Source organism: Bradyrhizobium stylosanthis (assembly GCF_001641335.1).
Taxonomy (GTDB): Bacteria; Pseudomonadota; Alphaproteobacteria; order Rhizobiales; family Xanthobacteraceae; genus Bradyrhizobium; species Bradyrhizobium stylosanthis.
In genome coordinates, this window is the sequence record NZ_LVEM01000002.1 from 1,273,083 (window position 1) to 1,298,658 (window position 25,576).

Below are 25,576 nucleotides of genomic sequence, written 5' to 3' on the forward strand. Positions count from 1 at the left end.
CAACAGCGCCTTTTCGGCGCTCCCGCCCCTTGATTTGCAGCACTTGAGTACAGCACTTGGCGCCCAAGCACTCCCGATCATGACGCTGGTCTCGATTCCCTCCAACCCCGTTCCCGAAGACGTCGTCAGCGGTACGATCAAGACCCCTGATGGTGTCGAGCTGCGCTTTGCGCGCTGGGCGCCGCCGGCGAACCGCAAGGGCACGGTCTGCGTCTTCACCGGGCGCAGCGAGCAGATCGAGAAATATTTCGAGACCGTGCGCGATCTGCGCGACCGCGGCTTCGCGGTGGCGATGATCGACTGGCGCGGGCAGGGGCATTCCTCGCGCCGCCTGCGCGATCCGCGCAAGGGCTATGTGCGCGACTTCTCCGATTTCGAGATCGACGTCGAAGCCTTCGTGCAGCAGGTGGTGCTGCCGGACTGCCCGCCGCCCTTCTTCGCGCTCGCCCACTCCATGGGCGGTACGGTGATGCTGCGCGTGGCGCATTCCGGCAAGCGCTGGTTCGACCGCATGGTGCTGTCGGCGCCGATGATCGACCTGCCCGGCCGCTCCACCTCGTTTCCGGCACGCGCGCTGCTGAAGACGATGCGCCTGATGGGGATGGGCGGCCGCTATGTCCCCGGCGGCAGCGACCGCATCACGGGGCTCGATCCCTTCATCAACAATCCCCTGACCAGCGATCCCGTCCGCTATGCGCGCAACGCCGCGATCCTGGAGGAGGATCCGACGCTCGGCCTGGCGTCACCCACGGTCGCCTGGGCCGACACCGCCTTCCGCGCCATGCACACCTTCAAGGGCATGAACTATCCTTCCGAGATCCGCCAGCCGATCCTGATGCTGGCGGCCTCGAACGACGCCGTGGTCTCGACCGCGGCGATCGAGGAGTTCGCCTATCATTTGCGCGCCGGCTCGCATCTCGTGATCGCGGGCGCCAAGCACGAGATCCTCCAGGAGCAGGACCGCTACCGCTCCCAGTTCTGGGCCGCCTTCGACGCCTTCGTGCCGGGTACGCCGCTGTTCAAGTGAGAAGACTCGGACGCATCCTGCGCCACGGATCGTTCGGCAAACTCCGTCATGGCCGGGCTTGTCCCGGCCATCCACGTCCTTTGCTGCGGCACCAAGAACGTGGATGCCCGGGACAAGCCCGGGCATGACGATGAGGCGCTACAGCGTCTTCAGATACTCGATCAAATCGTAGCGCTCGTTGTCATCCCTAAAGATGCGGCCGATCACGCCGTCGCGTTTCGGCTCGCCTTCCTTGCGCTCGAAGGAATGGCCGAGCACGCTGTTGCCCTGGATCAGCCGGCCGTCGGATCCGGTCATCAAGAACTGCGTCTCGCCGGTCTTGCAGCGCTCGTCGGCGGTGACCGCGAAGCCGACCGTCACGGGATCATAGTCGCGGCGGCCCATGCAGAATTTCTGCGGGCGCTCGTTCTGCGGCTTCAGCAGCCAGTACAGCGAAGGCACCGAGCCGTTGTGCAGGTAGGGCGCGGTGGCCCAGATGCCGTTCAGCGGCCGCGCGCGGTAGCGCGGATCGGGCGCGGGATTGAGGCAGTTCTTGCGCGCCATGTTCCACAATTTCGCCCGTTCCGCGTCCGGGACGTCCTGGTCGACCATCCATTTCTGGGCGACGAGATCGACCACGGTCATGAGCCCGAGCGCATAGACCATCTCGGTCGGCGAGGTGCTCGCGGTCGGGATATCGCACTGCCACCATTTCTGCAGGTCCGACGTATTCACCTTCAGGAAGGCGGGCACGTCGACGATCCGCTTGCTGAGCACGAGGGACTGTTCGGGATCGGTCTTGATCTCCTTGAGCGGGATCGTGACCGCGTTCAGGACCTTGCTGTCGCCGCTTGTCTCCCAATGCCCTGAGGACCAGAAGGCCGGGGTGTCGACGGCGGGCAAATGGCACCCCGAGCACATCTCGGCGTAGATCTTGCGGCCGTTCTCGACCTTCGTCTGGTCGATCCGCCAGGCGTCACCGAGGATTTGCGACGGCCATTTCGGCGACAGCAGGCCGCCGAACTTCGGACCTTTGGCGGGATCGGGCGCCCTGAACGGATCGGGTCCCCTGAGCATGTCCTCGATCCAGCCGAGCGTCCTGATATCGACGGAGGAGGTCCACAGCCGCTTCTCAGGATAGGCGTCGGACAGATTGAGCAGGGCGGTCACGCCCAGGGCCTCGCCGGCGTTCCGGATCAGCGGCTGCTCGATGGAGGCGTCGTACTGGGCGAATTTGAACCACGGCACCGTCCAGATCGCGGGATAGCTGACCGGCGCGTCCTGGGCATGCAGGTTCTTTTCGAATCCCTTGACCCCGCTCAAGGCGAGATCCTGAGCGAACACCTGATTGCCGATGCGATTGAGGGCGTCGAGGCGGCCGAAGCCTTCCTCCGTGTCCTGTTGCCACCTGCCGTCCCAGGTCTTCTTGTGCTCGATCGTGTTGTTGTACCTGGTCTGCCAGTCGAGCAGGAAATCCATGGTCGCGGAGAGCTTCTGCTTGAGCGCCTTGCGGTCCGCCTTGCTTGCTTCGCGGCCGAGCACGCGATCGGCAAAGCGGTCGAAGCGGAACGGGACGTACACCGTGTAGGCGATCGACAGCCCGGTCACGAGCTCGAGCTTCTTCAGATCGGTCATCGCCGGGCCGCCGTCGAAGCGCACGTCGATGCCCTGATACTGGATATGGCCGGTATGGCAGGCCGCGCAGGTCAGCCCGATCTTGTCCTCCTCGCGACGGCCGGTCGCGGGATCGACCACGCCGGTCATCCGCGCGAAACCGACCGGCAGGCCGTCGACATTCTCGGCCGGCGTCCACCTTGATGACCAGTCGCCCGCCTGCGTCGTCTCATAGACGTTGGCGTAGCCGAACTGGCGCAGCGTGGCCGTGTCGGTGTTGATCGATTTCGGGCTCGGGATGAAGCCGAAGCGCTCGAGATAGGCGCTGTCCTTCAGCATGCCGGGCTGCGAGACCAGGCGAAGGCGCGGCTGCTCCAGCGCCATGAACCATTCATAGGGCACCGGGAAGGTCGCGGTGCCCTGGCTGGCATGGTGGAACCAGTGCCGGTCTTTCAGCGACCAGTTCTGCTCGAGCCAATAGGCTGCATTGGTCTGCGGAAGCGTGGGCAAGGGCGGCGGCAGGAGCTGCGCGAGGATGCCCTTCTGCGGCAGCATGGCGCGGACCTGGTTGGGGAATTCGGCGACCGCAACGAGGGCGGCAAGAACGAGCGCCAAAGCGCCCGCCGTGAGGCCGAGCGCCCAGCGAAACCTGAGCGCGCAGGTCGACAGCAGCGGCTGCGATACGATCCGCTTGCTGATGCGATCGGGGAAGCTGCGCTCGTTGAACAGCGTGCGGACGTCGTCCACGCTGAGATAGCGCTCCTCGGGCTTGTCCTTGTCCCCCTTGCCCATGATCTTCAGCAGGATCGGCCATTCGAATTTCATCAGCAGCGGGTAGTACCAGCGCGCGCTACTCCCGGCGCGCTTGAGATTGTCCTGCATGAACGTCTTGATTTCCGCGGCGTTGAGGCCGGTCTCGCTGATGCCCGTATTCGGGTCTTTGTAGCTGCGGCCGAAGCTCGCCAGCCGGGCAATCTCGTCCTCGTTGACCTTGCCGTCGACGCCGAGGATGCGCGAGCCGGCGCCGAGCTTGTCGAGGGGCCCGCCGCGCAATGCATCGAGCTGCGCGCCGGACCACCAGCTCTTCAGGATATGACTGAAGCCATTGGCGATCATCGCGACGCCGCGGGTCTGGATGCGGGCCGACGTCTTCTTCAGCCCCGTCTCGCCGCTCGCATTCGCAATGGTCTGCGACAGCGTGTTGAGCGGGACGGTGCCGCCGTCGACGAAGCCTTCGCCGACGAGGCCGCGCAGGAATGGGCAGGGATTGTCCGGCGAGACCTGGATCGAGGGGGCGAGGGGCGGCTTCGAAGCGGGATCATGCATGGCCCAAAATCCTGAAAAACAGCGAATCGCGAAATACGGCGGCGCGATCAAGCGCGCAAAGTCCTAACAAACCGACAGCAGGCTATACTACTTCAGCGTGTAGAGAAGTGTGGCCGATTTCACTGTCCTGTCAATAAGGGCAGGCGGCAGACCGCCACGGGGATGTGAAGAGCGCGTGAAAGGCCCGCGGGCCGCCGGTCAGGATTCGGCGGCGCGTTTGACGTCGCTCTGGACCAGGGTCAGCTTGCCGAGCGGCACACCCGCATTCAGCAGTCCTGCGCGGTAATGCGCGACGTCCTCGGCCCGCTTCCAGTGGAAATTGCGCAAGTGACGGTCGACGTTGAGGGTCGGGTAGTTGCTCATCAGCACCCCGGCGGCCTCGTCGGCTTCCGCGGTCCGGCCCAGTTGCGCCAGGGCCGCGGCGCGGATCGCCAGCGCCTGCATGTGATTGGGGTTGATGTAGAGCTGCTCGCGCGCCCATGACAGGGTCGCGTCATATTGGCGCAACAGGTAATGGCTGAAGGCGTTCAGCGTGGCCCACTGGTAGCGCGGGTCGCTGTTGTCGCGCTGCGCCGCCATCGAGAACAGCTCGATCGCCTCGCGATGCTCGCCGATCACGAAATGGCAGATGCCGAGCACGCCGCGTGCGCCATTGTCGTAAGGGTTGAGCGCGACCGCACGCTTGGCGGCGTCCATCGCGGCCTCGTAATGTCCCTCCATCGCGTGGGCCCAGGACAGGATCGAGAACGCGAAGGAGGAGCGCGGGTCGAGCCGGACGCTGGTCTCGGCGAGGTTCATCGCCTCGGCCCACATCTCGCGCGTGCCTTTGACCCAGCCGAACTGGATGCTCTGGATCTGGATCGTGGCGAGATAGGCATGCGCGATCGACAGTTTGGGATCGACCTTGATGGCCTCCCGGAACAGGTCGACGGCGGCGGCCAGATCCTCCTTGGTCTGCCGGTAGTAATGCGACAGCCCCTTGAGGAAGCGATCCCAGGCGGTGACGTCGGTCGAGAGCCGCGCCGGCGCCGAGGCCTCGGCGCGGACGATCTCGGTGGCGATCGCCGCGGACAGGTTGGTGGTGATCTCGTCCTGCATCGCGAAGAGATCGCCGATGTCGCGGTCGTAGCGCCCGGTCCAGAGCTGCTCGCCGGTCTCCGGCGCGATCAGCTCCGCCGTGACGCGGATCTTGGCGCCGGCGCGCCGCACCGATCCCTGGATCAGATAGGTCGCGTCGATCTCGCGCGCGATCAGCCGCGTGCTCAGATTCTTGCCCTTGAAGGCGAAGGTCGAGTTGCGGCTCAGCACGCGATAGAAGGATTGCAGCGACAGCGCGTGGATCAGATCCTCGGTGAGGCCGTCGGAGAAATATTCGTCCTGGGCGTCGCTGAGATTGGCGAAGGGCAGCACGCCGACGATCGCCGTGCGGTACTGCTGCGACAGCGCCGACGCCTCCCTCAGCTCGGGCGCCAGCGCCGGCGCCCCTTCGGGCGTCCAGGTCCAGACCCCGATCGCATCCTTGATGTTCTTGAAGCGATGGTTGCCGGCGTCGGTCAGCGGCACGGTGAGATGCTTGCTGGCCTCGCGATAGGCCTTGGCCGAAATCGCGAAGCCGCCGGGGCTCGACACCGATTCCATGCGGACGGCGATGTTGACATCGTCACCGAACACCTCGTCCTCATCGGCTATGACGTCGCCCATGTGGATGCCGAGCCGGAACTGCATCGCGCGGTCCGCCGGCAGATGGTGGTTGCGCTCGGCCATCAGCGTCTGCATCGCGACCGCCGCCTCGGTGGCTCCGACGATGGAGGCGAACTCGAGCAGGAAGCCGTCGCCGGTGTTCTTCACGACGCGGCCGCCGTGATTGAGAATGATGGGGTGGATCGCGGCGCGATGGGCCTTGAAGGCGGCATGGGTGCCGGCTTCGTCGCTGCCCATCATGCGCGAATAGCCGGCGACATCGGCGCAGACAATGGCGGCCAGACGTCTTTCCATCTTCCGGGGCTCCAAGGGGACTTGGTAAGGGATCTGGGACCGGCCACGGCGTGGCAGTCACCTCGAATCCCGCATTTCAAGTAACCCTGCCTTTATAAAGCAGATGCGGCCGAGTGAAAGTATGAACCGCATTGCAAAATCGAGGTAAATCCTACGCAATCCCGGCGGTGGACGGCGGCAGCCGAACCGACTAAGCGGAATTTGAGACCGCCCGGACGGGCGAGAGGGGGCCGCTTGCATGCTGGGCATTCACGAAATCTGGCTTTTCATCCTCTCCGGCGTGCTGCTCAACATCACGCCAGGCCCTGATAGCGTCTATGTGATCGGCCGCAGCATGCAGATGGGCTGGCGCGGCGGCGCCGCCGCCGCTTTCGGCATCAGTTGTGGCTGTTTTTTCCATGTCGCGGGCGCGGCGATCGGTCTTTCGGCACTGCTGATGGCCTCGTCAACCGCCTTTTCGATCGTGAAGCTGGTCGGGGCGGCCTATCTGGTCGTCACCGGCCTCCAGATGCTGTGGTCGCGGCCCGTGCTGGCGGCGGTCCGGGACGAGGCCGAGCGCAGCTCGCTGCGGCGGGTGTTCCTGCAGGGTGTGTTCACCAACGCGCTCAATCCCAAGGTCGCGCTGTTCTTCCTGGCCTTCCTGCCGCAATTCGTCGCAGCCGATGCGCCGCACAAGCCGCTCGCCTTCCTGACGCTCGGCCTGATCTTCATCTTCACGGGCACGCTGTGGTGCCTGGTGCTCGCCGCCTTCGCGGCCAAGGCCGCCAACCGGCTGCGGCAGTCCGAGGGCGCCTTCGCCTGGATCAACCGCGCGCTCGGCGGCCTCTTCATCTATCTCGGCATCCGCGTCGCCATGCTGGAGACGCGGTAGCTCGTTCGAACGAATGAGTGGCGCGCAATCGGCCCGACAGAGGCCGCGCGGGGGAGGTTTCGATGATTCGTGGAAGCTGTCTGTGCGGCGCCGTGCGCTTCGAGGTCGACCGGGTGCGCGCACTGACGCACTGCCATTGCGCCAATTGTCGCAAGCTGACCGGTGCCGCGTTCGCCACCTACGCCCATGTCGATGCCGACAAGTTTCGCTTTGTCGCGGGCGAGGACATGACGGTGGCCTATGAATCCGCGCCGGGAAGCTTCCGCCATCGCTGCAAGATTTGCGGCTGCCTGACGCCCGGCAAGGCGAGCTACCTGCCGACCGTCAGCATTCCCGCCGGCCTGCTCGACGACGATCCGGAAGTGAGGCCGCGCCTTCACGTCTTCACCTCGTCGCGCGCGCCGTGGTGGACGATCCAGGACGAACTGCCCCAGCACGAGAAGTGGGTGCCGGGCTTCGAGCCGAAATCGTAAGCGTCAGGCGAACTCCTTCGCCAGCGCGCTGCCGGCGAGATAGAGCCCGAGCAAAATCATCGCGATCAGGAACCAGCGGCGGAACGCTTCGGCCGGCATCCGCGCCCGCACGGACTGGCCGATGAACATGCCGGCAAAGGCCATCGCCATCCCGACTGCGCCCGGCACGGCATTGGCCGGCGTCAGCAATCCGCCGGCGGTGAGGTTGAAGGCGAGCGCCACCGTTGCGGTGGTGAAGAACACGCCAAGCGCCTGCACCAGCTCGTCCTTCTCCATGCCGATCGCCTGCATGAACGGCATCGAGGGGATCACCTGCACGCCGGTCGAGGCCGAGATCGCGCCGGTGATCACGCCGACGACGCCGCCGACCCATTTCTCGTTTTTCGGCGCGACGCGAAACTGCAGCTTGTTCAGCCCGATCACGGCGTAGATGACCAGCAGCACGCCGAGCACGATCGTGCCGTAGCGCGCATGCGGGCCGGTCAGCGCGCCGGCATTGAGCCAGCAGCCGATCACGGTGCCGATCATCAGCGGCCACAGCCGCCGCAATATGTCCCGCAGATAGGGGCCGGCAAACGTCTGCCAGATATTGGTGACGATGGCGGGCACGATCACGATGGCGATGGCGCGGCTCGGGGCCATGCTCACGGCGAGCAGTCCCATGGAGACGGTCGGCAGGCCGAGCCCGATCACGCCCTTGACGAATCCGGCGAGCAGGAAGACCGCAGCGATGACGATGAGGAGAGGGTCGAACATGCCGGCACATTGACCCAAGGCGCACTCCGGCACAATCTGGAGGTTATGGAGCCAGCCTTCGTTCGCGACGAAGGCTCAGGCACAATCCGGAAAATGCGCGACCTTCCGCAGAGGTCCTGCCCGAACAATGAGGTTTGGAGAAACCTGCCATGCGCTTCGATCTCGTCGATCTCCAACTCTTCATCGCGGTCGCCGACCAGCGCAGCATCACCCGCGGCGCGGAGCGGTCGAACCTGGCGCTGGCCTCTGCCAGTGCACGCATCAAGGGCCTCGAGGATGCGCTCGGCGTCGCCCTGCTCAAGCGCGGGCGCCGCGGCGTCGAGCTGACCGCGGCCGGCGAGAGCCTGCTCGATCACGCCCGGCTCGTCATCCACCAGGTCGACGCCATGCGCGGTGACCTCGCCGGCTTTGCCAGCGGCGTGCGCGCGAGCGTGCATTTTCTCGTCAACACCTCGGGGCTTTCGGAGCATCTGCCGAAGGCGCTGGCCGGCTTCCTGCGCGAACATCGCGACGTTGCCATCGACATCGAGGAGCGCGAGAGCACCGACATCGCGGCCGCGATCACCGCCGGCGCCGCCGATCTCGGCTTCGCCGCCGAGCATGCGCTGCCCGATCATATCGAGCGCTTCGTCTTCAGCGAGGATCACCTGACGCTGGTGACGTCGAAGCGCGGCCCGTTCGCGGGCCGCCGCCAGATCGATTTTCAGGAGGCGGGCGCCTGCGACTTCGTCGGGCTCACCAGTGCCACCGCGCTTCAGATGCACATTTCGAAGCACGCCGCCCGGCTCGGCATGCGCCCGCACTACCGGGCGCGCCTGCGCGACTTCGACGCGATCTGCCAGATGGTCGCCGCCGATGTCGGCATCGCCCTGGTGCCGATATCCGCCGCCCGCCGCTGCGCCAGGCTGATGCCGCTCGCCATGGTCCGCCTGCGCGATGCCTGGGCCAACCGCAAGCTCGTGATCTGCGCCCGCAGCTTCAAGACGCTGCCGCGGCCGGCCAAGATGCTGGTGGAGCATCTGAGGGCAGAGGCGGTGTGAGAAGCCACAAACTCGTCATGGCAGGGACAAGCCCGGCCATGACGGCACGGAAACGGACCGCGCCTACTTTGCCGTCTCGACCCCGGCGTCCTTGATCACCTTGGCCCACTTCTTGGTCTCGTCGGCGATGAAGGCGCGAAAATGCTCCGGCTCGTCGCCGACCAGCGTCGCGCCCTGCTGGGCGAGCTTCTCCTTCACGCCAGGATCCGCCATCGCCTTGGTCGCCAGCGTATGCAGCGCGGTGACGATCTCTTTCGGCGTGCCCTTGGGCGCGACCATGCCGTACCAGTTCTCGACGCGCAGATCGGGAAAGCCGGCCTCCGCAAGCGTCGGCACCTCGGGCGCGGTCGGCGCGCGCTCGGCCGAACCCATCGCGATCGGCTTCAAGGCGCCCGCCTTGACCTGCGGCAGCAGCACCGGGAGATCGAGGAACGTCATCTGCACCTGCTGGCCCAGCAGATCGTTCACCGCGGGCGCGGCGCCGCGATAGGGCACGTGGACGATGTCGATCTTGGCCGTCAGCTTGAACAATTCGCCGGCGAGATGCGGCAGGCTGCCGGGGCCGGAGGAGGCGAAGTTGAGCTTGCCCGGCTGCGATTTGGCGAGCGCGATCAGCTCGGCGACGTCCTTGACGGGCACGTTGGTGGCGACCACCAGCATTTCCGGCACGGTCGCAACCAGCGTCACCGGCGCGAGGTCGGTCTGGGTGTCGTAGGCGACGCGTTCCATGCTCGGGCTGATCGCGAGCGCGCCGGCCGAGGAGATCGCGATGGTGTAGCCGTCGGGCGGAGCCTTGGAGACCGCGTCGGTGCCGAGCACGCCGCCCTGGCCGCCGCGATTGTCGATCAGCACCGGCTGGCCCGACAGCTCCGACATGCGCTGGCCGATCACGCGCGCGATGATGTCATTGGGCCCGCCGGCCGGGAACGGCACGATCAGCTTGATCGGCTTTGCCGGAAAATTCTGCGCCGACGCCAATGACGGCAGCAGCAACAGCAATCCCAACAACAATCCAGCCGGCAGCCTGCGTGAGATGGTCATGCAAGCCTCCCGCTCGCGTTTGTTATTGGTTGAGCAGCTTCAGTGCTTCTTCGTGGACCCTGGCGTCGCCGGCCGCGACGATGCGGCCGCCGCCCTGGGCCGGCTTGCCTTCCCAGGTGGTGACGACGCCGCCGGCGCCGGTCACGATCGGAATCAGCGCCGCGATATCGTAGGGCTTCAGCTCGGTCTCGACCACGAGGTCGACATGGCCGGCCGCCAGCATGCAATAGGAGTAGCAGTCGCCGCCATAGCGCGACAGCCGGGCGCCCTTCTCGATCCGGCCGAAAATGGCGCGGTCGCGCTCGTTCATCAGCAGCGGGGAGGTGGTGTAGGTCGTCGCCTCCGACAGCGAGGCGCAGCGGCGGACCTGGAGGCGGCGCTCGCCGGAGGGGCCCTTGTAGGTGGCCGAGCCGTTGTCGCCGGAAAAGCGCTCGCCGATGAAGGGCTGGTGCATCATGCCGTACACCGGCGTGCCCTTGTGCAGCAGCGCGATCAGCGTGCCCCAGATCGGAAAGCCGCCGATGAAGGATTTCGTGCCGTCGATGGGATCGAGCACCCAGACATAGTCGGCGTCCTCGCGCTCATTGCCGAATTCCTCGCCGACGATGCCGTGCTGGGGGAAGCTCGCCTTGATCAGCCGCCGCATCACCGCCTCGGCGGCGCGGTCGGCCTCGGTGACGGGGTCGAAATCCTTGGTCTTGCTCTTGTCGTCGATCGACAGCGAGGTGCGGAAGAACGGCAGGATGGTTTCGCCGGAGGCGGTGGCGAGCCGTCCGATGAAGGCGGAGAAGTCGATCACCGTCACGGCAAATCCCCAAAAGCGAAAGTAAGGTGAAGCTCGCTCCTGCCTAGCTCAATTCGCCTCCCGCGTGCAGCGCTGTCTTGGCTTTGCACCCTGGTATTTTGGATGCCCCAGGGTCCCTGCCTCATTCGAGTCATCCGCTGGCCAAATATCGATCACAGAGTTGAAAACTTAGTTCCGATCATGCCTTGTTCGTATGCAAATGACTATCAACCCATTGAATTTCCTTATCAAAGAAACTGAATCTGGGTTTCCATGGAAGCAATTGAGCCATGTGCATAGTGCATGGGAAACGGCTCGAAAGCCCTTGCACTTTGTGCGGCGCGGCCGCATATTGTTGCGGTGCGGTAGCGCTCTGCGTTACCGCTGCCCTCCTTGGGCGTTTCCTCCCTAGACTTGGGCCGCTTCTTCATTAGAAGCGGCCCTTTTTTCTGTCCGCCTCCGATTTCAGTTTGATGCGCAGAGGCAAGGGAAGCGAAAACGCGTTCGCGCCAATCGCGCGCGGTTCGATCGCCAAGACAGAACAGCAGAAAAAGTTTGGTCTATTCCGCCGCGGCCTGGAACGGGCCGAGATCGGCGAACGGGATCGTGGTCGCCAGCACGTCGGCAAGCACGCCGAAATCGGCAGCCACTTGTCCGAAGCGCGGGCCGCGCTCGCGCCGTCGCTCGTCCATGTAAATGGCGCGGTTGAGCTCGAGCTGCACCGCATGCAGGCCGCTCGCTGGGTTGCCGTAATGCTCGGTGATGAAGCCGCCGGCATAGGGCTTGTTGCGGCCGATCGAATAGCCGAGCCCGCTCATGGTCTCCTCGACCCTGTCGGGGAGCAGCGGCGTGCAGCTCGTGCCGTAGCGGTCGCCGATCACGATGTCGGGCCGGCGCGGCTCGTCCCTGGAGACGCCGACCGACGGCATCGAGTGGCAGTCGACCAACACCACGGTGCCGAACATGTGGTGCACCTTGTTGATCAGCCGGCGCAGCGCGCGATGATAGGGCTTGTACAGCGTCTCGATCCGCCCAAGCGCATCGTCGACCAGGATGCGGTCGCGATAGATCTCCTGGCCATCGCCGACCACGCGCGGAATGGTGCCGAGGCCGCCCGCGACCCGCATCGAGCGGGTGTTGGCGAAGCTCGGCAGGCGGCCGGTGAACATGCGGGGATCGAGCTCATAGGGCTCGCGATTGACGTCGACATAGGAGCGGGGAAAGTTGACCCGCACCGTCGGAAAGCCGCGCGCGCTCAAATGGCCGGTCAGCTCGTCCATGAAGGAATCTTCGGACCGCCTGAGCTGTGGCAGGTCGATCCGCGAGGCCGCCAGGAATTCGTCCGGATAGGTCGAGCCGGAATGGGGCGAGTTGAAGATGACAGGCGCGCGCCATTCGGCGGGCTCGAAGATTTCGAACGCTGGCGACACCTCGCCGTCAAACCGGGTCATCTTCTCAGGCTTCGTCCCTTCGCGCCGCGCGATCCGGCATGAACCCGGATCGAATGATTCGGCCGGTCGAGCGGCTCTTATGTGTCGTCATTGTCCGGAATCGCAACCATTCTGCCAAGCGAAAAGATGTGATCGGCCCTTGGAACAGGTCTTAACCGTGCGGACAGGCAAGCGGGGACGGCTTGGTGCGGCTCGATTGATTCGGAGCCCGTTCGGGTCCACAAGGGACCGGCAGCGCGGGCCGGCTTGGGGTTAAGATTTTCACCCCAAATTTACCCTCTGTCGGGCTTAGTAACCTCTGCTGATATCCTCTGGGGATTCGACGTTTCCTGCCATGCCAAAGATCCTGCTCGCCGAAGACGACAACGATATGCGCCGTTTCCTGGTCAAGGCGCTGGAAAACGCCGGTTTTCAGGTCTCGTCCCATGACAACGGCATGGCCGCCTATCAGCGGTTGCGGGAAGAGCCGTTCGAGATGCTGCTGACCGACATCGTGATGCCGGAAATGGACGGCATCGAGCTCGCCCGCCGGGCCTCGGAACTCGACCCCGACATCAAGATCATGTTCATCACCGGCTTCGCCGCGGTCGCCCTGAACTCGGATTCGGACGCCCCCAAGAACGCCAAGGTGCTGTCCAAGCCCGTGCATCTGCGCGAATTGGTCAGCGAAGTGAACAAGATGCTGGCGGCCTAAATCGGCCTCCTTCCGTCCTTGCGCAGGGTCCCCTGAGCCGTTATAGGGACCCCACCCGACGTAAGTGGACTATTAGGGCACGTAGCTCAGCGGGAGAGCACTACCTTGACATGGTAGGGGTCACAGGTTCGATCCCTGTCGTGCCCACCACGCTTCGCCAAAAGGCTTTGCGTGGCCCAGCCACACTCAAATGATGGCGAAGCGTGTCCGGCGTAGCTCGAAGAGCGTAGACGGACGGCTGCGTCATCCTCCGTTGCCCTGGAACACCCCGGCTCGCTCCGGCATTGTTCCGCCATGCCCAAGCGGCCCCCACAGACCTCCGCAAAATCCTTCAAACGCGGCGACCACGTCAGCTGGAATTCCGAGGCCGGCCGCGTGCGCGGCCATATCCTGCGCGTCCACACCAGGGACGTCGACTACAAGGGCTACACGCACCACGCCTCGCCTGATGATCCGCAATACGAGATCAAGAGCGACAAGACCGACCACATCGCCCTGCACAAGGGCCGGGCGCTGCGACTGCTGCGGACCTGAGTCCGCAGCCCGGGTCTTGCATCCCTCTACTTCAGTTCCGTATTCGCGATCGGCATGATCGAGGCAACCGACCAGCCGTCCGCATCCCGGACGTAGGTCTGGCTGATCAGGAACGTGTTCTGCTGCGGTGGCTTGCCCGGCAGGGCGCGCGTGAACACGATCGGCACGAGGACCTGCATGACCTCGTTCGAGATCACGGCGACGTGGAATTTCGACATGTCGGGTTCGAGATGCCAGGTGCCCTCGTAATAGGTCTTGAAGCGGTCGGCGACAGCGTCACGTCCCCGCGTCTCGACGTTCCGGGCAAACAGCAGCGTGGCCGGCGAATTCCAGAGCAGGGCTTTCACATCGTCCGCGTTGTGCGCATTCTGCGCGGTAACGAACCTCTCGAAGATGGCGCGTGCCTCGGCTTCGTTTGCAGCGGCCAGCGCGGGGGCGGCCGGCCAGAATGCCGCCGCGAGAAAGAGCGCTGCGGTGATGGCCGCAAGACGCCTACGTCGCACCAAAGGGCGTGGCCTGACGTTATCCTGAGACATCTCGGGTCGGATCATGTTCACCTCTCGCCATTGCCGGCATTTGAATGGTGATCGTCATACCATTCACGGGCGCGGTGACGTTTCAGGATCGCACGATCGGCGGCGGTCGTGAGATCACGGAGGCGTGGGCCTTCGGTGCAACAGGCAAACGCTCGCCGCCGGCATCAAGCTGCGCTATCATCTCGGCTACGCCCTTCATTGCGGGACGCCCACCCATGACCGTGTCCGTCATCGAACAGGCCAAGATCCAGGCCCAGGTGCTGGTGCCGCTGGTCAAGGCACTGCAGGCCGAGCTTGGCGCGGCGCGCGCCAACGCGATCGTGCGCAAGGCGCTCGGCGATCTCTATCGCGGCTTCGGCGAGGAGTTCTGGAAGGCGAAGAACGAGGCCGATCTCGGCAAGGCCGTGTCCTCGGCTTTCAGGACCTATGCCCGTGACGACGCGCTCGCCTATGACGTGATCGAGCAGACGCCGGACGCTTTCGCGTTCGACGTGAAGCGCTGCGCCTATGCCGAGTTCTACAAGGCGCTCGGCGAGCCCGAGCTCGGCTTTCTCCTGGTCTGCACCGCGGACTTCGCGACCGCGGAAGGGTTTGGCCCCGACGTCAGGCTCGCGCGCACGCAGACGATCATGCAGGGTGCCGACCATTGCGACTTCCGCTATCGGCGCGATAGCGGCGGCGCGCCATGAAGGGAATGTCGATGTTAAGGACGATCTGCGTCGCCATGGTGATGCTGCCGCTGCTTGCGCCGCGCGCGGACGCTGGGATCATCGACTGGCAGGCCGAGCTCCAGCGCTGCCGCGAGCTGCGCCAGAACGTGGCGCCGCTGCTTCAGGCCGGCGAGGGGATATCCGCCGTCGGCCGTTCCAACCGATCCGTCCGCCGCTGCATCTGGATCCAGCGCATGGCGGTGCGGAAGAAGATCCCGGGCGCGGAGACCTGGTAGCCTCGCGGGTAGGCTGCGATGTGTTCAAGTCCATATCCGTCACCCTGAGGTGGCCGCTTCTCCAGCGGCCCTCGAAGGGCGACGGCCCGGCTATGTCCGGGCCGTTCATCCTTCGAGGCTCCCGGCGCGATGCTGAGCATCGCGCCACTCGCGCCTCCAGCGACAACCGCTTAGCGGTTGCGCGGGGATGACGGGCTCGAAACATTGCGCCCGAGCAGCAACTCCTTCAGCCCGGTCGGATAGAGCTGCGGCCCGCCATCCACGTCGAGCTCCGCGAGGTCGAACCAGCGCGCGACGATCTCTTCGCCATTGTCCTCGCGGAAATCGATGCGGTCCTGGCCGGCAAATGCGCCCTCTGGAAACGCGACTTCGGCGAGGAAGATCACTTCGTGGCCGGTCGATCCCTCGTGCACGAAAATGTTCTCCAGCATCAACGGCGCGCTTGTGATGGCGATCTCGATGCCGAGCTCTTCGTCGAATTCACGCATGAGGGCGACCTGCCAGCTTTCGCCGAACTCGATCTCGCCGCCGAGCGGGCGTACGCCCCTAAGCCGCCCCGCATCGTCGCGCACCTCGGCCGCCAGCAGCCGCCCGTCCCGCCAGTGCAGGCCGATCGCGACGACGCGGATGCGGGGATGTGGACGCCATGTGGTCATGGGGGGATCGTTATCGCGCGCGCCGCCGCTGCGCAACGGCAGGCGAAAGCTTCGCAGTCTTGATCCGGGACTCACCGCCTGCCATTGTCCGGTCATCCCAAAGGCGAAGAGAAGGCAGGCTGGCGAGATGAGCAGTGTGAACAAGCCCGGCGGCAATTATCTGCCGGTGATCATCCATGGCGGGATTGCCTATGTCAGCGGTCAGCTGCCGCGTCGCGGCGAAGACCTGCTGTATGCGGGCAAGGTCGGCGCGGGTGTCGATATCGCGGCCGCACAGGAAGCTGCCGCCCTTTGCGCCGACCTCTGTCTTGCCGCCATCAATCACGCAACGGGCGGAGAGGACAGGATCATCCAGGTCCTGCAACTCGTCGGATACGTCGCCTCGGCACCTGGGTTTACCCAGCAGTCGCAAGTCATGAACGGCGCCTCCGACCGGCTGATCGAACGCCTCGGCGATCGCGGTCGTCACACGCGGACGTCCGTCGGCGTCGCCGAGCTGCCGCGCGGGGCTCCCGTCGAGCTGAGCATGATTGCCGCGGTTCGGTCGTAGGCCCGCCGATCGGTGATCGACGCCGCGTCCGGCGGCCTCATGCAACGAGATATTTCTTCACCGCGGCTTCATCCCACGCGATCCCGTTGCCGGGCTCTTCGCTCGGCAGCGCGAAGCCGTCCTTGATCTGCAGCCGCGTCGACAGCACCGCGTCGGCCCAGTCGACATATTCCAGCCAGTGCGCGGTCGGCGTCACGCAGAGCAGATGCGCGCTGACCTCCGAGAACAGGTGCGTCGACATCTCGATCCCTGCGGCATGCGCCAGCGCGGCGGCGCGGAGCCAGCCGGTGACGCCGCCGATGCGCTGCACGTCGGGCATCACGAAGTCGCAGGCCTCCGCGGACAATGCGGATTGCATCGCGAACGCGCTGTCGAAATTCTCGCCGATCTGGACTGGCGTCCCCAGCGCATCGGCGATGCGGGCGCAGCCGGCGTAGTCGTCGTGGCGGATCGGCTCCTCGATCCAGCTCAGGCCCTCGTCGTCGAGCATCTCGCCGCGGCGGATCGCCTCGGTGACGGTGAGCGCCTGGTTGTAGTCGCACATCAGCGTCACGTCGTCTCCGACCGCCTTGCGCACCGCGCGGACGACGGCGAGATCCTCCCGCGCATCGCTGCGGCCGACACGGATCTTCGCGGCGTGAAAACCTTCGGCCAGCAGCTTGTGGGCCTCCTCCACCGCAGCACCAACAGGCATGATGCCGAGCCCTTTCGAATTGTAGGCCCTGACCGGCTTCGGCGCGCCGCCGAGCAGCCGCGCCAGCGGCAGGCCTCTGCTGCGCGCCAGCGCATCCCAGGCCGCCATGTCGATGCCGGATTGCGCCAGCCGCTGCAGGCCGGCGAGCCCGAGCAGGGTGAAGCGCTGGCTCAGCTTGCGCTCGATCTCGAACGGCAGCAGCTCTTCGCCGGCGATGAGCTCCGACATCTCCGTGACCATCGCGGTCAGCGGCTTCAAAGCCGAAGGCGTGATCGAGAACAGATAGGCGTGCCCCACCGCACCCTGGTCGGTCTCGCAGTCGATCAGCACCAGCGGCGCCTTTGCCACGGCCCCGGTCGAGGTTTTCAGCGGCAGGTTCATCGGCACGATCACGGGGCGCGCAACAAAGCGCTTGATGCGGATGGTCTCGGTCATGTCCAGGTCTCCCGGCGGAGTGAATGCAGGTTCGTAAAGCATTCGTCATGAAACGAAAAGCCGCCTGCCGCGACCACCATAAATGGGGGTTGCGCGGACCCGGGTTTATGGGCTCTGTGCCGCCGCAGGCTGTGCCGCAAATCCCGGTGATTTGCGACAAGATTGCACACAACGGAGCCATAGAGTGAAACAAGAGATCTCCGAAGAACAGCGCAAGAGCGGCCTCCTGACCGGCGCTGCGATCGCCTTCCTCCTGCTCGCTCTGCCGCTGGCGGTGTGGCTGGACCTGACCGAGCTCTCCAAGACCGCGCTGCGCCGCCAGGCGATCGATCTGAACTCGGTGATCACGAGCGTGCGCAGCTATTATGCCTCCAACGTGGTCGGGCGCATCCTCGCCAACCCCAACGGCACGACCAGGGTCGTGCACAATTACGAGTCGGTTCCCGGCGCGATCCCGATCCCGGCCACGCTGTCGCTCGAGCTCGGCCGGGTGATCGGCGCGCAACAGGAGAACATCACCTACCGTTTCGTCTCGGACTTCCCGTTCCAGAACCGCGCGCCGCACCAGCTCGACAAGTTCGAGAAGGACGCGCTGGACGCGCTGCGCAGGGATCCCGAGCAGAAGATCGTGGAGACCGAGACCTCGTTGTTCAACGACAAGGTCCGCCTCGTCGCGCCGGTGACCATGGGCCCGGCCTGCGTGAGCTGCCACAACAGCCACCCCGAGAGCCCCAAGAAGGACTGGAAGGTGGGGGATGTCCGCGGCATCCAGGAGGTGATCATCGCCCAGCCGATCGCCGCCAACATCTTCTCGTTCAAGTTCCTGCTGGCCTATTTCCTGATCGCGGCCGGCAGCGGCCTGTCGTTCCTCTCGCTGCAGCGCCGCCAGGCGCGCCGCATCAAGGGCATGAACAAGGAGCTCGAATCCGCCAACGACTTCCTGGCCTCGCTGTCGATGAAGATTTCGCGCTACATCCCGCCGCAGGTCTACAAGAGCATCTTCTCCGGCCAGAAGGACGTCACCATCCACACCGAACGCAAGAAGCTCACCATCTTCTTCTCGGACATCCAGAACTTCACCGCGACCGCGGAGCGGCTGCAGCCGGAGCAGCTGACCCAGCTCCTCAACGAGTACTTCACCGAGATGTCGGCGATCGCGCTCGAATATGGCGGCACCGTCGACAAGTTCATCGGCGATGCCATGCTGATCTTCTTCGGCGATCCCGAGACCAGGGGCGACCGCGCCGACGCGCAGGCCTGCCTGCAGATGGCCTGGCGCATGCAGCAGCGTCTTGCCGAGCTCAACGCGAAATGGCGCGCGTCCGGCATCGAGCAGCCGTTCCGTTCCCGCATGGGCATCAATTCCGGCTATTGCAATGTCGGCAATTTCGGCAGCAGCGACCGCATGGACTACACCATCATCGGTGCCGAGGCGAACCTTGCCGCGCGCCTGCAATCGATCGCCGAGCCCGGCGGCATCGTGCTGAGCTACGAGACCTTTGCCCTCGTCAGCGACATCGTCCGCGCCCATGCGTTGCCGGCAATCACGATGAAGGGCATCAGCCGCGAGGTCATTCCCTATTCGGTGGACGCGCTGAACGATGCCGCGGCGGAGAAGAGCGGCATCATCACCGAGCGCGCGCCGGGCCTCGAGCTCTATCTCGACCCGGCCGTGGTGAAATCCGGCGACGCCGCCCGCGTCCGTACGCTGCTGGAGAACGCCCTGGCCTCGCTGAAGCCAGCGTGAGGGGGCATAGCGGCTCTTTCTTACCCTCCAGGAGGGTAAGAGCGATCACCTTGCCGCGCCTTCCGTAAACGCCGTCTCGATCACCTCGCCGAAAGGCTGCCAGGAGCGGCCGTCGAACTGAACCAGCCGCATCTGCCGGATCGGCAGATAGCGCTCCGGCGAGGTGCTCATCCTGATATTGGGCAGCGCGACGGACGGCTGATAACTCTTCAGCGAAGCGGCCTGGTGCATGATGTTGTCGCGCGAGAAATCGTCGCCGCACTGCTTCAACACCTGCGTCAGCGCCTCGGCCGCGGCATAGCCGTAGAGCGCGGCGCTGTTGTTGGTGCTTTCGACGTGGTGGTACTTGTCCATGAAGGCGAACCATTCCTTCATGGCGGGGTCGTCCTTCCATGCAGGATCGCTCGGATCCTTCAGGAAGGCCGCCGAGACCACGCCGGCCGAATTCTCCAGTCCCGCGGGCGCCATTGCATTGGCGATCGAGGCGGAGGCATCGTTGACGATGAAGACCGGACGCCATTTGAGCGACGCCGCCAGCTTGATCACCTTGGAGGCCGTCGAGGGCACGCCGAGGAAGATGAAGACGTCGGCGCCGGTGCGCTTGAGGATCGAGACGTGCCCGTCAAGATGCTCGTCCGTCATGTCGAAGGCGATGTCGACGAGGACTTGACGGTTCAGATCGCCGAGACCTTCCTGGATGCCCTTATAGAGCAGGCGGCCGAACTGGTCGTTCTGCCACAGCACGACGATCTTCTTCTTCGGGTAATAGGCCTGGATGTAGTTGGCGTAGATGCGCCCCTCCGACCGGAACGACGGCTGCCAGCCCATGGTCCAGGGAAACGCCTTGGCCTGGCTCAGCTCCTCGTCGCCGGAGGCGATAAACAGCTGCGGGATTTTCCTCTCGTTCAGATACCAGCGCGTGGCGATATTGCCGGGCGTGCCGAACGAGCCGAACATCAAGTGCACGTCGTCCTTCTCGACGAGGCCGCGTGTCAGCTCCAGCGCGCTTGCCGGATCGGAATTGTCGTCGCGGGTGATGAAGCGGATCTTGCGGCCGTTGATGCCGCCGCGCGCGTTGACCATGTCGAAATAGGCGGCTTCCGCCTGGCCGATCGCGCCGAATTCCGACAGCGGGCCCGAATACGGCATGACATTGCCGATGCGGATCTCCTTGTCGCTTGCCGGTTGCTCGGAGTGCTGCTGCTGCGACATCGCGCCGAGCGACGCGACGGCGGCAATCGAGACGAACAATAGTCTGCCGGTGACGCGCATGCTCGACACCTTGTCGTTGGCCTCCCACGAGGTCGGCTCAATCCCCACCAAGGCGGATTGATCTAGGTCAAGCGTTTGGCGATCCTGTGGCCAGGTGGTGCGCTTCAATGCGACGCATGCCGCGAACGAAACGGCAGCCGTGCTGACCGGGCTGTCCGATTGAGAGAGTCCCTGTGTGGGACTCGCTCTTATCCTCCCCCCTCCAGGGAGGGTAAGTTGCGACACGCACGACGCGAGAACTGCGCTCGCTCCCCCCTTGCGGGGGGCGGGGGAGAGGGGGCCCAGTAAATGGTGTGAGTGGCTGCCGCCAGTGGCACGGAACTCAACTCGTATAGCGTTGAGCGACGGCGCGGATAGCTCGCCACAGGACATGCGCTTCGTACGAAGACGTGTACTCGCACTTCCATAAGCCGGCAAATACGTGTCTCAACAGCAAGACGTCCTGCTTGGCGGACCACCCGCCTGCCTCGAGGGCGGCTAGCGCACACTTCCATCGTTCCGGATGCAACTCGGTATCGCGAGCGAGTTGAATCTCTTCCTCTATCTGTTGCCACGAGATTCCTGCTCCGAGCCTCGCATTCTTGAAGGCATCGAGCTGGGCAGGAATATTCCCAATATGTTTGAAGCCAAGCTGAGACGGCATTGCTGGCACCACCGTTCGGGTGCCAGGCTCTGGCGACAGCCCGATCTCCTCGGCCACATCTCTTACTAAATAGTAAGAGCCCCAAAACCCTTGCTTCAAGCTGATGGATTCCATTTGACCAACACGCCTCTTCAGGCGCCGTTCAAACCTGACAAAGCGCAGGAGATCGAGAATTTCAAACCATGCCATATTCATCGCGTACTCGCGTCGCAATCTGAAGGTGCTTTGGCTCCAGCCCCACCCGGCAACTCCATAAGCGAGCTTCGCGAGCCGGTGATTGCCTCGGTTGCGCAGCTTGAATGCCGCGTCCAGCCCTGCACGCAAGCCGAACGCGTGAATGCCTTCTCCGCGTGAACGTGCTGCGGCCAGGCGCGCACCGTAGTAGATTGCGGTCCTGTATTTTCCGCGACGATACGCAACGCCCGTCAGGCGTTCGAAACGACTTGCCGGGTCAAAGCTGTGTTTCCCGTCGCGAAGAACCTGTCTTGTCTGGCGTGGTGCTCCAATCACGTCGAGCACCGCGGCACGCCATCTCGCCACCCCGCCAGGCGTCATGTCAGCGAGGAGTTCTCCCAGGATTTCCTCGTCGACATTGCTGGGCCGCTGCGACTTGACGAGGAAGATGTCGTGCATATCCCCCTTCAAAAACAACATGAGGGGAAGGTGCTTGAACAAATGCTCTGCATTTTCCGAGGGAAAGTCTCCCTGATCGAGATTGAGGCTGAACGCATTCCAAAGAATAGCCTTCGCACCTGCCTCCAGAAGAGCCGGACAGATCTCGAAGTCTTTCCCCGAATAGCCGATGACAATGACAATCCGCCCTTCGACGAGCGATCGAAAGGTCCTCGCCTTCCAGCCTTGCAGTGGACGCTCCTGCTCCAGCTTGAAGATCAATGTAGCGGGATCGCTCGTGCAGCCGTGAATCTTGAAGTATCGAATCGACGTCGAGGCGGATTTCGTATCATCCTCCTTAATGATCGTGTCGACTGATACGCCGACGTCCAGCAGAGCTCGCTCTATAAAGCGATCGTAATTGGTCGTTATGACGTGCGCCGGTTTGCGCGCCAGGGAAACTGCTATTGAACGGTGTATGGAGTTCGGTTTTTTTGGATCATCAGAGGTGAACAGCTTTAGAAGCCATTTCCGAACCGCCGCATCGTTATCGTTATGTTGGAAGATGACCTCGAAGGCAGCTCTTGCCAGATACCTGCGCAGAACATCTTGCTTTGGCAAGCCATCGGAAAGGTGCGCCGCAATTGCCTCGGTAACGCGCTGGCCATTGACGACGGAGGCGGGAGGAAAGAGGGAAACGCCGCTACCGACAACAAACGTAACGTCGTCAGTTTCGAGAACGTCTACCAGCTCTGCAACAACAAGCTTATCCGATAAGGACGCGACGCGGTTATCGGCGCGCGCGAACAGCCCATCCAATGACATTTCCAAGTACCCGTCAGCCCGGACAATATCTACGACGATACAGCTTTTAGTTGCAATGAAAAGGCGGTTTGAACGGCTTCTGCGCGATGAAGGGGGCACACGGCCCTCACTGGCGGCAATTCGGAGGCACCGTGCGCCGTATCCAGAGGAGAGAGTGCTTCCGCAACGGACAATCGCGGCGCGGAGGAGAGCATCACCCGGCGCTTTGCGCCGACCTCCACCGCAACGGAAGAGGTTGAGCGAACATTCGACCGTATCGATTTACCGAGACGCCATTGGACTTACGGTAGCCCGCGCGCCTCGAGCTGGTGCACCAGCAGCAGCGTCGGCTCGGCGAGGCTGTCGCCGGAGCCATCCAGGCCAAACGCAGCGGCGATGCCGTCGCGGTTGCGCAGCATCGCACTGCGTGGGCAGTGACCTGCGCCGCAGAGCGTCTTCTTCAGCGTCTCGCCCTGGGCCACGACGCCGGCGGTATCGTCCGCCGCCCAGGCCAGCACGATCGGCACGTCGACATTGAGAATGCCGGGGAAGACCGACCGGTTGTCGTACTGGGTCGCGTCCGTGCCGAGATAGGCCTTCTCGCTGTCGCTGGCGTCCTTGCCGACGCGGTAGAAGCCCGACACCAGGACGACGCCGGCGACGTCGGCACGGTCGGTCTGCAGCTCGGGATGCGCCAGCAGGGTGGCGAGGTGGAAGGCGCCGGCGCCATAGCCGACCGCGACGATCTCGCGGGCATCGCCATTGAACAGGTCGATATTGCCGTGGATCCAGGACAGCGCCGCCGCCACGTCGGTCGCCCCGATCGGCCAGGTCGCCGACGGTGCCAGCCGATAGTTGACGCGGACCCCGATCATGTCGTTGCGCGCGGCAAAGCACATCGCCTGGTCCTGAATCTGGCGCGACAGCTCCGGCGCGGCGCGGTCGCCGGTGAAGGTGTCGCCGGTCACGAACAGCAGCACCGGCCGCGGCGTGTCTGCCTTGGTCGCGCTGGTGGCGACATCGAGCACATTGGCTTCGCTCTCGCCGTAACGCAGGCCGCGCGAGAAGCTGACCTGCTCGCACAGCCGCGCGGTGCCGCCGGCCGTGGTGTCGGAATCGGTGAGGCCGACACGAACCAGATCGGACGGCGCGGTCAGCCGCGCCGGCACCGGACCATGCGCGGAGGCCGTCGTGACGGTCAGAACAAGGAAAAATGCAAGGTAATTCTTCATGATGGTGCCGGGCCCTGCGCCTGATATTGGCGCGCGCGTTTGGCCTGTCTTCTCAATTCGCCATATTAGTTGCTGGTGTTGGGGCGATTTCACGGCACCGGCTACCGGTGCGCCGTTCCCGCATCAATTCCCCGGCTGGAACGTGCAATCGGCCCCGCTGCCGTCTTTGCGCCTGATCGCATTGGGATCGATCGTGCAGCTCAGCTTGGAAAGGGTCTCGAAATTCGAGCCCGCCGCGCCGTCGGGCGGCACGCCCGCCAGCGCTTCGGTGGCGAAGATCTCGTTGGCGGTGGACCCGTTCACCGTCTTCACCTTCTTGCCGAAGGTCACCTCGCAATTGCGAATGGTGATGTCGACATTGCCGGTCCGGCAGACGATCCGGTCCGCGGTCACCACGATGGCCTTCTTGTAGGGCACGTCGGCATTGGCGGCGAACAGCATCGCCACCGCCTTCTTCTCGGGCCCGGTGAGATCCGGCGACAGCGGCGCGATCACGCCCGCGAGCGCCAGCGCGGTGGCGCCCGAGACCTTTCCGGGCGCGCCGGCGGAGGCGGCGAGGGGGAGCGTACCGGCAAGTACGGTGGCGCAGGCGAGCATCGCTTGACCTGGCGTCATGCCTGTCCCCCGAGTTTTCACGCCGCCTTCTTGCGCTTGGCGGTCTTCTTTGCGGTCTTCTTGACGGTTTTCTTTGCCGCCTTCTTGGCTTTCTTCGCCGCCTTCTGGGCTGCGAGATAGGCCTCGACCTTCCTGGAGGAGTGGCCGGCCGCGGCGACCGCGGCCTTCAGCTTGGCCGGGGTGATCTTGAACTTCTTCGACCAGTAGCGGACCTCATAGGCCTCGCTGAGCGCGATCCGGCTCTTGTCGGCGGCGCGGTGCTTCTGGAGCTTGATGTATTCCTCGACCTTCCTGGCGGAATGGCCGACCTTCTTGACGGCGTATTTCAGCTTGGCCGGCGTCACCTTGAACTTCTTCGACCAGTAGGCGACTTCGTATTTCTCGGTGAGCGCGATCAGCGCGCGGTCCGCTCCGCCACGCTTTGCCTTGTTGTCGGCCATGCTTCCCTCCTGCCGTGGATTGGTTGCAGTCTAGCATGCAACCGGATTTGGAAGGCAAGACGCGCGCTTCGCTCCGGTTGCGCGGAGCGGCCGTTTTGCACCGATGAGTCAAGCCGTTGCGTCACGCCGCCTCGCCCCATGCCGGAAAGCGGCTTCTACTGTGCATGGGGTTGTTTTCGCAGTTTAGTTTGGGCGGGACTGTCACATCCGCTTCATGGTCCGGAAGGTGATGGAGTAACGCCTCGCCTCGACCGGCGGGATGCTGTGCTCCCATTCCGATCGCGCCTCGCCGTCCATCATGTAGAGCGAGCGCGGCAGGGCCTCGAGCGTGTGGCGCTGCCATTTCTCGCCGCTGCGGCGGCGGAAGCGGAATTTGCAGGGAGAGCCGAGCGACAGGCCGAGCACCTTGTCGAAATGCGGCTTGTCGCGGTGCCAGCCGATGCCGACGCCGGCGTCGTATTCGGTGCACAGCACCTGCCGCACGCTGCCCTCTGCGAGGCCCGCCCAGGCCTCGACCTGCCGTGCGACCGGCTGCACCCACACGGGAATCGGCTCGGCCTCGGTGAGCCGCTGCACCGTGTAATCATAGCGGTAGCCGAAGGAGGCCACCCGGCGGTTGCCCTCGAAGGCGCCGAACTGAAAGCGCTGCAGCGGCAATGCTGCGATGCGGCCGATCAGATCCCGCTCGGTGGCGGCGTCGATGAAATTGTCGGTATGGCGAAGTCCGGCCGGGCCTGCGTCCGGCTCGGCGAACAAACCAAGCTGCGTCATTCCTCGCATTTCCGTGATGGAACCTAATGGCGTCTCAA

At 64.4% G+C, this 25,576-nt stretch carries 25 protein-coding genes and 1 tRNA gene; 11 read left to right on the top strand and 15 right to left on the bottom strand.

Translation table 11 applies throughout. The features are described 5' to 3' along the window. Positions 1–79 precede the first annotated feature (79 nt). Positions 80–1,027 (top strand): alpha/beta fold hydrolase, encoded by a 948-nt coding sequence (locus A7X65_RS17895; protein WP_063686987.1) that lies wholly within the window; start codon positions 80–82, stop codon positions 1,025–1,027. A gap of 138 nt (positions 1,028–1,165) precedes the next feature. Here A7X65_RS17895 and A7X65_RS17900 read toward each other — a convergent pair whose 3' ends face one another. Both A7X65_RS17900 and A7X65_RS17905 read right to left on the bottom strand, forming a co-directional pair. After that, positions 1,166–3,946: a di-heme-cytochrome C peroxidase gene (locus A7X65_RS17900; RefSeq protein WP_063686989.1), complete on the bottom strand. Its 2,781-nt coding sequence runs from the start codon at positions 3,944–3,946 to the stop codon at positions 1,166–1,168. A gap of 198 nt (positions 3,947–4,144) precedes the next feature. Beyond that, positions 4,145–5,941 carry an adenylate/guanylate cyclase domain-containing protein gene (locus A7X65_RS17905; RefSeq protein ID WP_063686991.1) on the bottom strand — a complete coding sequence of 599 codons (1,797 nt, stop codon included), beginning with the start codon at positions 5,939–5,941 and terminating at the stop codon, positions 4,145–4,147. Positions 5,942–6,179: 238 nt separating this feature from the next. On the opposite strand from A7X65_RS17905, the gene A7X65_RS17910 reads away from it, so the two are divergent. Both A7X65_RS17910 and A7X65_RS17915 read left to right on the top strand, forming a co-directional pair. Beyond that, positions 6,180–6,812 (top strand): LysE family translocator, encoded by a 633-nt coding sequence (locus tag A7X65_RS17910; protein WP_063686993.1) that lies wholly within the window; start codon positions 6,180–6,182, stop codon positions 6,810–6,812. A 62-nt stretch (positions 6,813–6,874) separates the two neighbouring features. Further along, positions 6,875–7,285 (top strand): GFA family protein, encoded by a 411-nt coding sequence (locus A7X65_RS17915; RefSeq protein ID WP_063686995.1) that lies wholly within the window; start codon positions 6,875–6,877, stop codon positions 7,283–7,285. Positions 7,286–7,288: 3 nt separating this feature from the next. Here the strand turns inward: A7X65_RS17915 and A7X65_RS17920 are convergent, their stop codons facing one another. Continuing rightward, positions 7,289–8,041, bottom strand: a complete 753-nt coding sequence (locus tag A7X65_RS17920) for a sulfite exporter TauE/SafE family protein (protein WP_063686997.1) — start codon at positions 8,039–8,041, stop codon at positions 7,289–7,291. A 149-nt stretch (positions 8,042–8,190) separates the two neighbouring features. On the opposite strand from A7X65_RS17920, the gene A7X65_RS17925 reads away from it, so the two are divergent. Beyond that, positions 8,191–9,081: a LysR substrate-binding domain-containing protein gene (locus A7X65_RS17925; RefSeq protein ID WP_063686999.1), complete on the top strand. Its 891-nt coding sequence runs from the start codon at positions 8,191–8,193 to the stop codon at positions 9,079–9,081. Positions 9,082–9,144: 63 nt separating this feature from the next. Here A7X65_RS17925 and A7X65_RS17930 read toward each other — a convergent pair whose 3' ends face one another. The 3 genes from A7X65_RS17930 to A7X65_RS17940 all read right to left on the bottom strand — a co-directional run bounded on the left by A7X65_RS17930 (position 9,145) and on the right by A7X65_RS17940 (position 12,357). Next, complete coding sequence (locus A7X65_RS17930) at positions 9,145–10,122, bottom strand: Bug family tripartite tricarboxylate transporter substrate binding protein (RefSeq protein ID WP_063687001.1); 978 nt, start codon at positions 10,120–10,122, stop codon at positions 9,145–9,147. A 22-nt stretch (positions 10,123–10,144) separates the two neighbouring features. Then, positions 10,145–10,927, bottom strand: coding sequence for a histidinol-phosphatase (gene hisN, locus A7X65_RS17935; RefSeq protein ID WP_063687003.1), 783 nt, complete (start codon positions 10,925–10,927; stop codon positions 10,145–10,147). A 539-nt stretch (positions 10,928–11,466) separates the two neighbouring features. Then, positions 11,467–12,357: an N-formylglutamate amidohydrolase gene (locus tag A7X65_RS17940; RefSeq protein WP_063687005.1), complete on the bottom strand. Its 891-nt coding sequence runs from the start codon at positions 12,355–12,357 to the stop codon at positions 11,467–11,469. Between the two features lie 334 nt (positions 12,358–12,691). Here A7X65_RS17940 and cpdR point away from each other — a divergent pair, with 334 nt between their 5' ends. The 3 genes from cpdR (at position 12,692) to A7X65_RS17955 (ending at position 13,585) form a co-directional block, all read left to right on the top strand. After that, positions 12,692–13,051, top strand: a complete 360-nt coding sequence (gene cpdR / locus A7X65_RS17945; RefSeq protein ID WP_007597092.1) for a cell cycle two-component system response regulator CpdR — start codon at positions 12,692–12,694, stop codon at positions 13,049–13,051. Positions 13,052–13,126: 75 nt separating this feature from the next. Continuing rightward, positions 13,127–13,201 (top strand) — tRNA-Val (locus A7X65_RS17950). Positions 13,202–13,345: 144 nt separating this feature from the next. Further along, positions 13,346–13,585 carry a hypervirulence associated TUDOR domain-containing protein gene (locus A7X65_RS17955; protein ID WP_063687007.1) on the top strand — a complete coding sequence of 80 codons (240 nt, stop codon included), beginning with the start codon at positions 13,346–13,348 and terminating at the stop codon, positions 13,583–13,585. Between the two features lie 26 nt (positions 13,586–13,611). On the opposite strand, the gene A7X65_RS17960 is transcribed toward A7X65_RS17955, so the two are convergent. Continuing rightward, positions 13,612–14,088, bottom strand: coding sequence for a DUF4440 domain-containing protein (locus A7X65_RS17960; protein ID WP_245323589.1), 477 nt, complete (start codon positions 14,086–14,088; stop codon positions 13,612–13,614). Positions 14,089–14,336: 248 nt separating this feature from the next. Here A7X65_RS17960 and A7X65_RS17965 point away from each other — a divergent pair, with 248 nt between their 5' ends. Continuing rightward, positions 14,337–14,810 (top strand): L-2-amino-thiazoline-4-carboxylic acid hydrolase, encoded by a 474-nt coding sequence (locus tag A7X65_RS17965; RefSeq protein ID WP_063687779.1) that lies wholly within the window; start codon positions 14,337–14,339, stop codon positions 14,808–14,810. A gap of 11 nt (positions 14,811–14,821) precedes the next feature. Continuing rightward, the gene (locus A7X65_RS17970) at positions 14,822–15,067 is read left to right on the top strand and encodes a hypothetical protein (protein WP_063687781.1); all 246 of its coding nucleotides are present in this window, start codon (positions 14,822–14,824) and stop codon (positions 15,065–15,067) included. A gap of 170 nt (positions 15,068–15,237) precedes the next feature. On the opposite strand, the gene A7X65_RS17975 is transcribed toward A7X65_RS17970, so the two are convergent. Beyond that, complete coding sequence (locus A7X65_RS17975; protein WP_063687011.1) at positions 15,238–15,723, bottom strand: NUDIX hydrolase; 486 nt, start codon at positions 15,721–15,723, stop codon at positions 15,238–15,240. 127 nt (positions 15,724–15,850) lie between these two features. On the opposite strand from A7X65_RS17975, the gene A7X65_RS17980 reads away from it, so the two are divergent. Next, positions 15,851–16,273 carry a RidA family protein gene (locus A7X65_RS17980; protein ID WP_063687013.1) on the top strand — a complete coding sequence of 141 codons (423 nt, stop codon included), beginning with the start codon at positions 15,851–15,853 and terminating at the stop codon, positions 16,271–16,273. 37 nt (positions 16,274–16,310) lie between these two features. On the opposite strand, the gene A7X65_RS17985 is transcribed toward A7X65_RS17980, so the two are convergent. Further along, positions 16,311–17,402 carry an enolase C-terminal domain-like protein gene (locus A7X65_RS17985; protein WP_063687015.1) on the bottom strand — a complete coding sequence of 364 codons (1,092 nt, stop codon included), beginning with the start codon at positions 17,400–17,402 and terminating at the stop codon, positions 16,311–16,313. A gap of 184 nt (positions 17,403–17,586) precedes the next feature. On the opposite strand from A7X65_RS17985, the gene A7X65_RS17990 reads away from it, so the two are divergent. Next, positions 17,587–19,149, top strand: a complete 1,563-nt coding sequence (locus A7X65_RS17990) for an adenylate/guanylate cyclase domain-containing protein (protein ID WP_063687017.1) — start codon at positions 17,587–17,589, stop codon at positions 19,147–19,149. 45 nt (positions 19,150–19,194) lie between these two features. Here the strand turns inward: A7X65_RS17990 and A7X65_RS17995 are convergent, their stop codons facing one another. The 6 genes from A7X65_RS17995 to A7X65_RS18020 all read right to left on the bottom strand — a co-directional run bounded on the left by A7X65_RS17995 (position 19,195) and on the right by A7X65_RS18020 (position 25,538). After that, complete coding sequence (locus tag A7X65_RS17995) at positions 19,195–20,421, bottom strand: ABC transporter substrate-binding protein (protein ID WP_063687783.1); 1,227 nt, start codon at positions 20,419–20,421, stop codon at positions 19,195–19,197. A gap of 322 nt (positions 20,422–20,743) precedes the next feature. Beyond that, on the bottom strand, positions 20,744–22,495 hold the full coding sequence (locus A7X65_RS18000; protein ID WP_063687019.1) for an SIR2 family protein: 1,752 nt from the start codon (positions 22,493–22,495) through the stop codon (positions 20,744–20,746). A gap of 287 nt (positions 22,496–22,782) precedes the next feature. Next, entirely contained in the window at positions 22,783–23,712 is a 930-nt protein-coding gene (locus tag A7X65_RS18005; protein WP_063687021.1) for an alpha/beta hydrolase, read from the bottom strand. Positions 23,713–23,835: 123 nt separating this feature from the next. Continuing rightward, positions 23,836–24,327 carry a hypothetical protein gene (locus tag A7X65_RS18010; protein ID WP_063687023.1) on the bottom strand — a complete coding sequence of 164 codons (492 nt, stop codon included), beginning with the start codon at positions 24,325–24,327 and terminating at the stop codon, positions 23,836–23,838. A gap of 17 nt (positions 24,328–24,344) precedes the next feature. Beyond that, complete coding sequence (locus tag A7X65_RS18015; protein WP_063687025.1) at positions 24,345–24,767, bottom strand: DUF3606 domain-containing protein; 423 nt, start codon at positions 24,765–24,767, stop codon at positions 24,345–24,347. Between the two features lie 201 nt (positions 24,768–24,968). Next, positions 24,969–25,538 carry an alpha-ketoglutarate-dependent dioxygenase AlkB gene (locus tag A7X65_RS18020; RefSeq protein WP_063687027.1) on the bottom strand — a complete coding sequence of 190 codons (570 nt, stop codon included), beginning with the start codon at positions 25,536–25,538 and terminating at the stop codon, positions 24,969–24,971. Between the last annotated feature and the right edge of the window lie 38 nt (positions 25,539–25,576).

Excerpts from the sequence above, each read along its gene's own strand:
- A7X65_RS17895 (WP_063686987.1), top strand. The coding sequence starts at position 80 with ATGACGCTGGTCTCGATTCCCTCCAACCCCGTTCCCGAAGACGTCGTC.
- A7X65_RS17900 (WP_063686989.1), bottom strand. The coding sequence starts at position 3,946 with ATGCATGATCCCGCTTCGAAGCCGCCCCTCGCCCCCTCGATCCAGGTC.
- A7X65_RS17905 (WP_063686991.1), bottom strand. The coding sequence starts at position 5,941 with ATGGAAAGACGTCTGGCCGCCATTGTCTGCGCCGATGTCGCCGGCTAT.
- A7X65_RS17910 (WP_063686993.1), top strand. The coding sequence starts at position 6,180 with ATGCTGGGCATTCACGAAATCTGGCTTTTCATCCTCTCCGGCGTGCTG.
- A7X65_RS17915 (WP_063686995.1), top strand. The coding sequence starts at position 6,875 with ATGATTCGTGGAAGCTGTCTGTGCGGCGCCGTGCGCTTCGAGGTCGAC.
- A7X65_RS17920 (WP_063686997.1), bottom strand. The coding sequence starts at position 8,041 with ATGTTCGACCCTCTCCTCATCGTCATCGCTGCGGTCTTCCTGCTCGCC.
- A7X65_RS17925 (WP_063686999.1), top strand. The coding sequence starts at position 8,191 with ATGCGCTTCGATCTCGTCGATCTCCAACTCTTCATCGCGGTCGCCGAC.
- A7X65_RS17930 (WP_063687001.1), bottom strand. The coding sequence starts at position 10,122 with ATGACCATCTCACGCAGGCTGCCGGCTGGATTGTTGTTGGGATTGCTG.
- A7X65_RS17940 (WP_063687005.1), bottom strand. The coding sequence starts at position 12,357 with ATGACCCGGTTTGACGGCGAGGTGTCGCCAGCGTTCGAAATCTTCGAG.
- cpdR (WP_007597092.1), top strand. The coding sequence starts at position 12,692 with ATGCCAAAGATCCTGCTCGCCGAAGACGACAACGATATGCGCCGTTTC.
- A7X65_RS17955 (WP_063687007.1), top strand. The coding sequence starts at position 13,346 with ATGCCCAAGCGGCCCCCACAGACCTCCGCAAAATCCTTCAAACGCGGC.
- A7X65_RS17965 (WP_063687779.1), top strand. The coding sequence starts at position 14,337 with ATGACCGTGTCCGTCATCGAACAGGCCAAGATCCAGGCCCAGGTGCTG.
- A7X65_RS17970 (WP_063687781.1), top strand. The coding sequence starts at position 14,822 with ATGTTAAGGACGATCTGCGTCGCCATGGTGATGCTGCCGCTGCTTGCG.
- A7X65_RS17975 (WP_063687011.1), bottom strand. The coding sequence starts at position 15,723 with ATGACCACATGGCGTCCACATCCCCGCATCCGCGTCGTCGCGATCGGC.
- A7X65_RS17980 (WP_063687013.1), top strand. The coding sequence starts at position 15,851 with ATGAGCAGTGTGAACAAGCCCGGCGGCAATTATCTGCCGGTGATCATC.
- A7X65_RS17985 (WP_063687015.1), bottom strand. The coding sequence starts at position 17,402 with ATGACCGAGACCATCCGCATCAAGCGCTTTGTTGCGCGCCCCGTGATC.
- A7X65_RS17995 (WP_063687783.1), bottom strand. The coding sequence starts at position 20,421 with ATGCGCGTCACCGGCAGACTATTGTTCGTCTCGATTGCCGCCGTCGCG.
- A7X65_RS18005 (WP_063687021.1), bottom strand. The coding sequence starts at position 23,712 with ATGAAGAATTACCTTGCATTTTTCCTTGTTCTGACCGTCACGACGGCC.
- A7X65_RS18010 (WP_063687023.1), bottom strand. The coding sequence starts at position 24,327 with ATGACGCCAGGTCAAGCGATGCTCGCCTGCGCCACCGTACTTGCCGGT.
- A7X65_RS18015 (WP_063687025.1), bottom strand. The coding sequence starts at position 24,767 with ATGGCCGACAACAAGGCAAAGCGTGGCGGAGCGGACCGCGCGCTGATC.
- A7X65_RS18020 (WP_063687027.1), bottom strand. The coding sequence starts at position 25,538 with ATGACGCAGCTTGGTTTGTTCGCCGAGCCGGACGCAGGCCCGGCCGGA.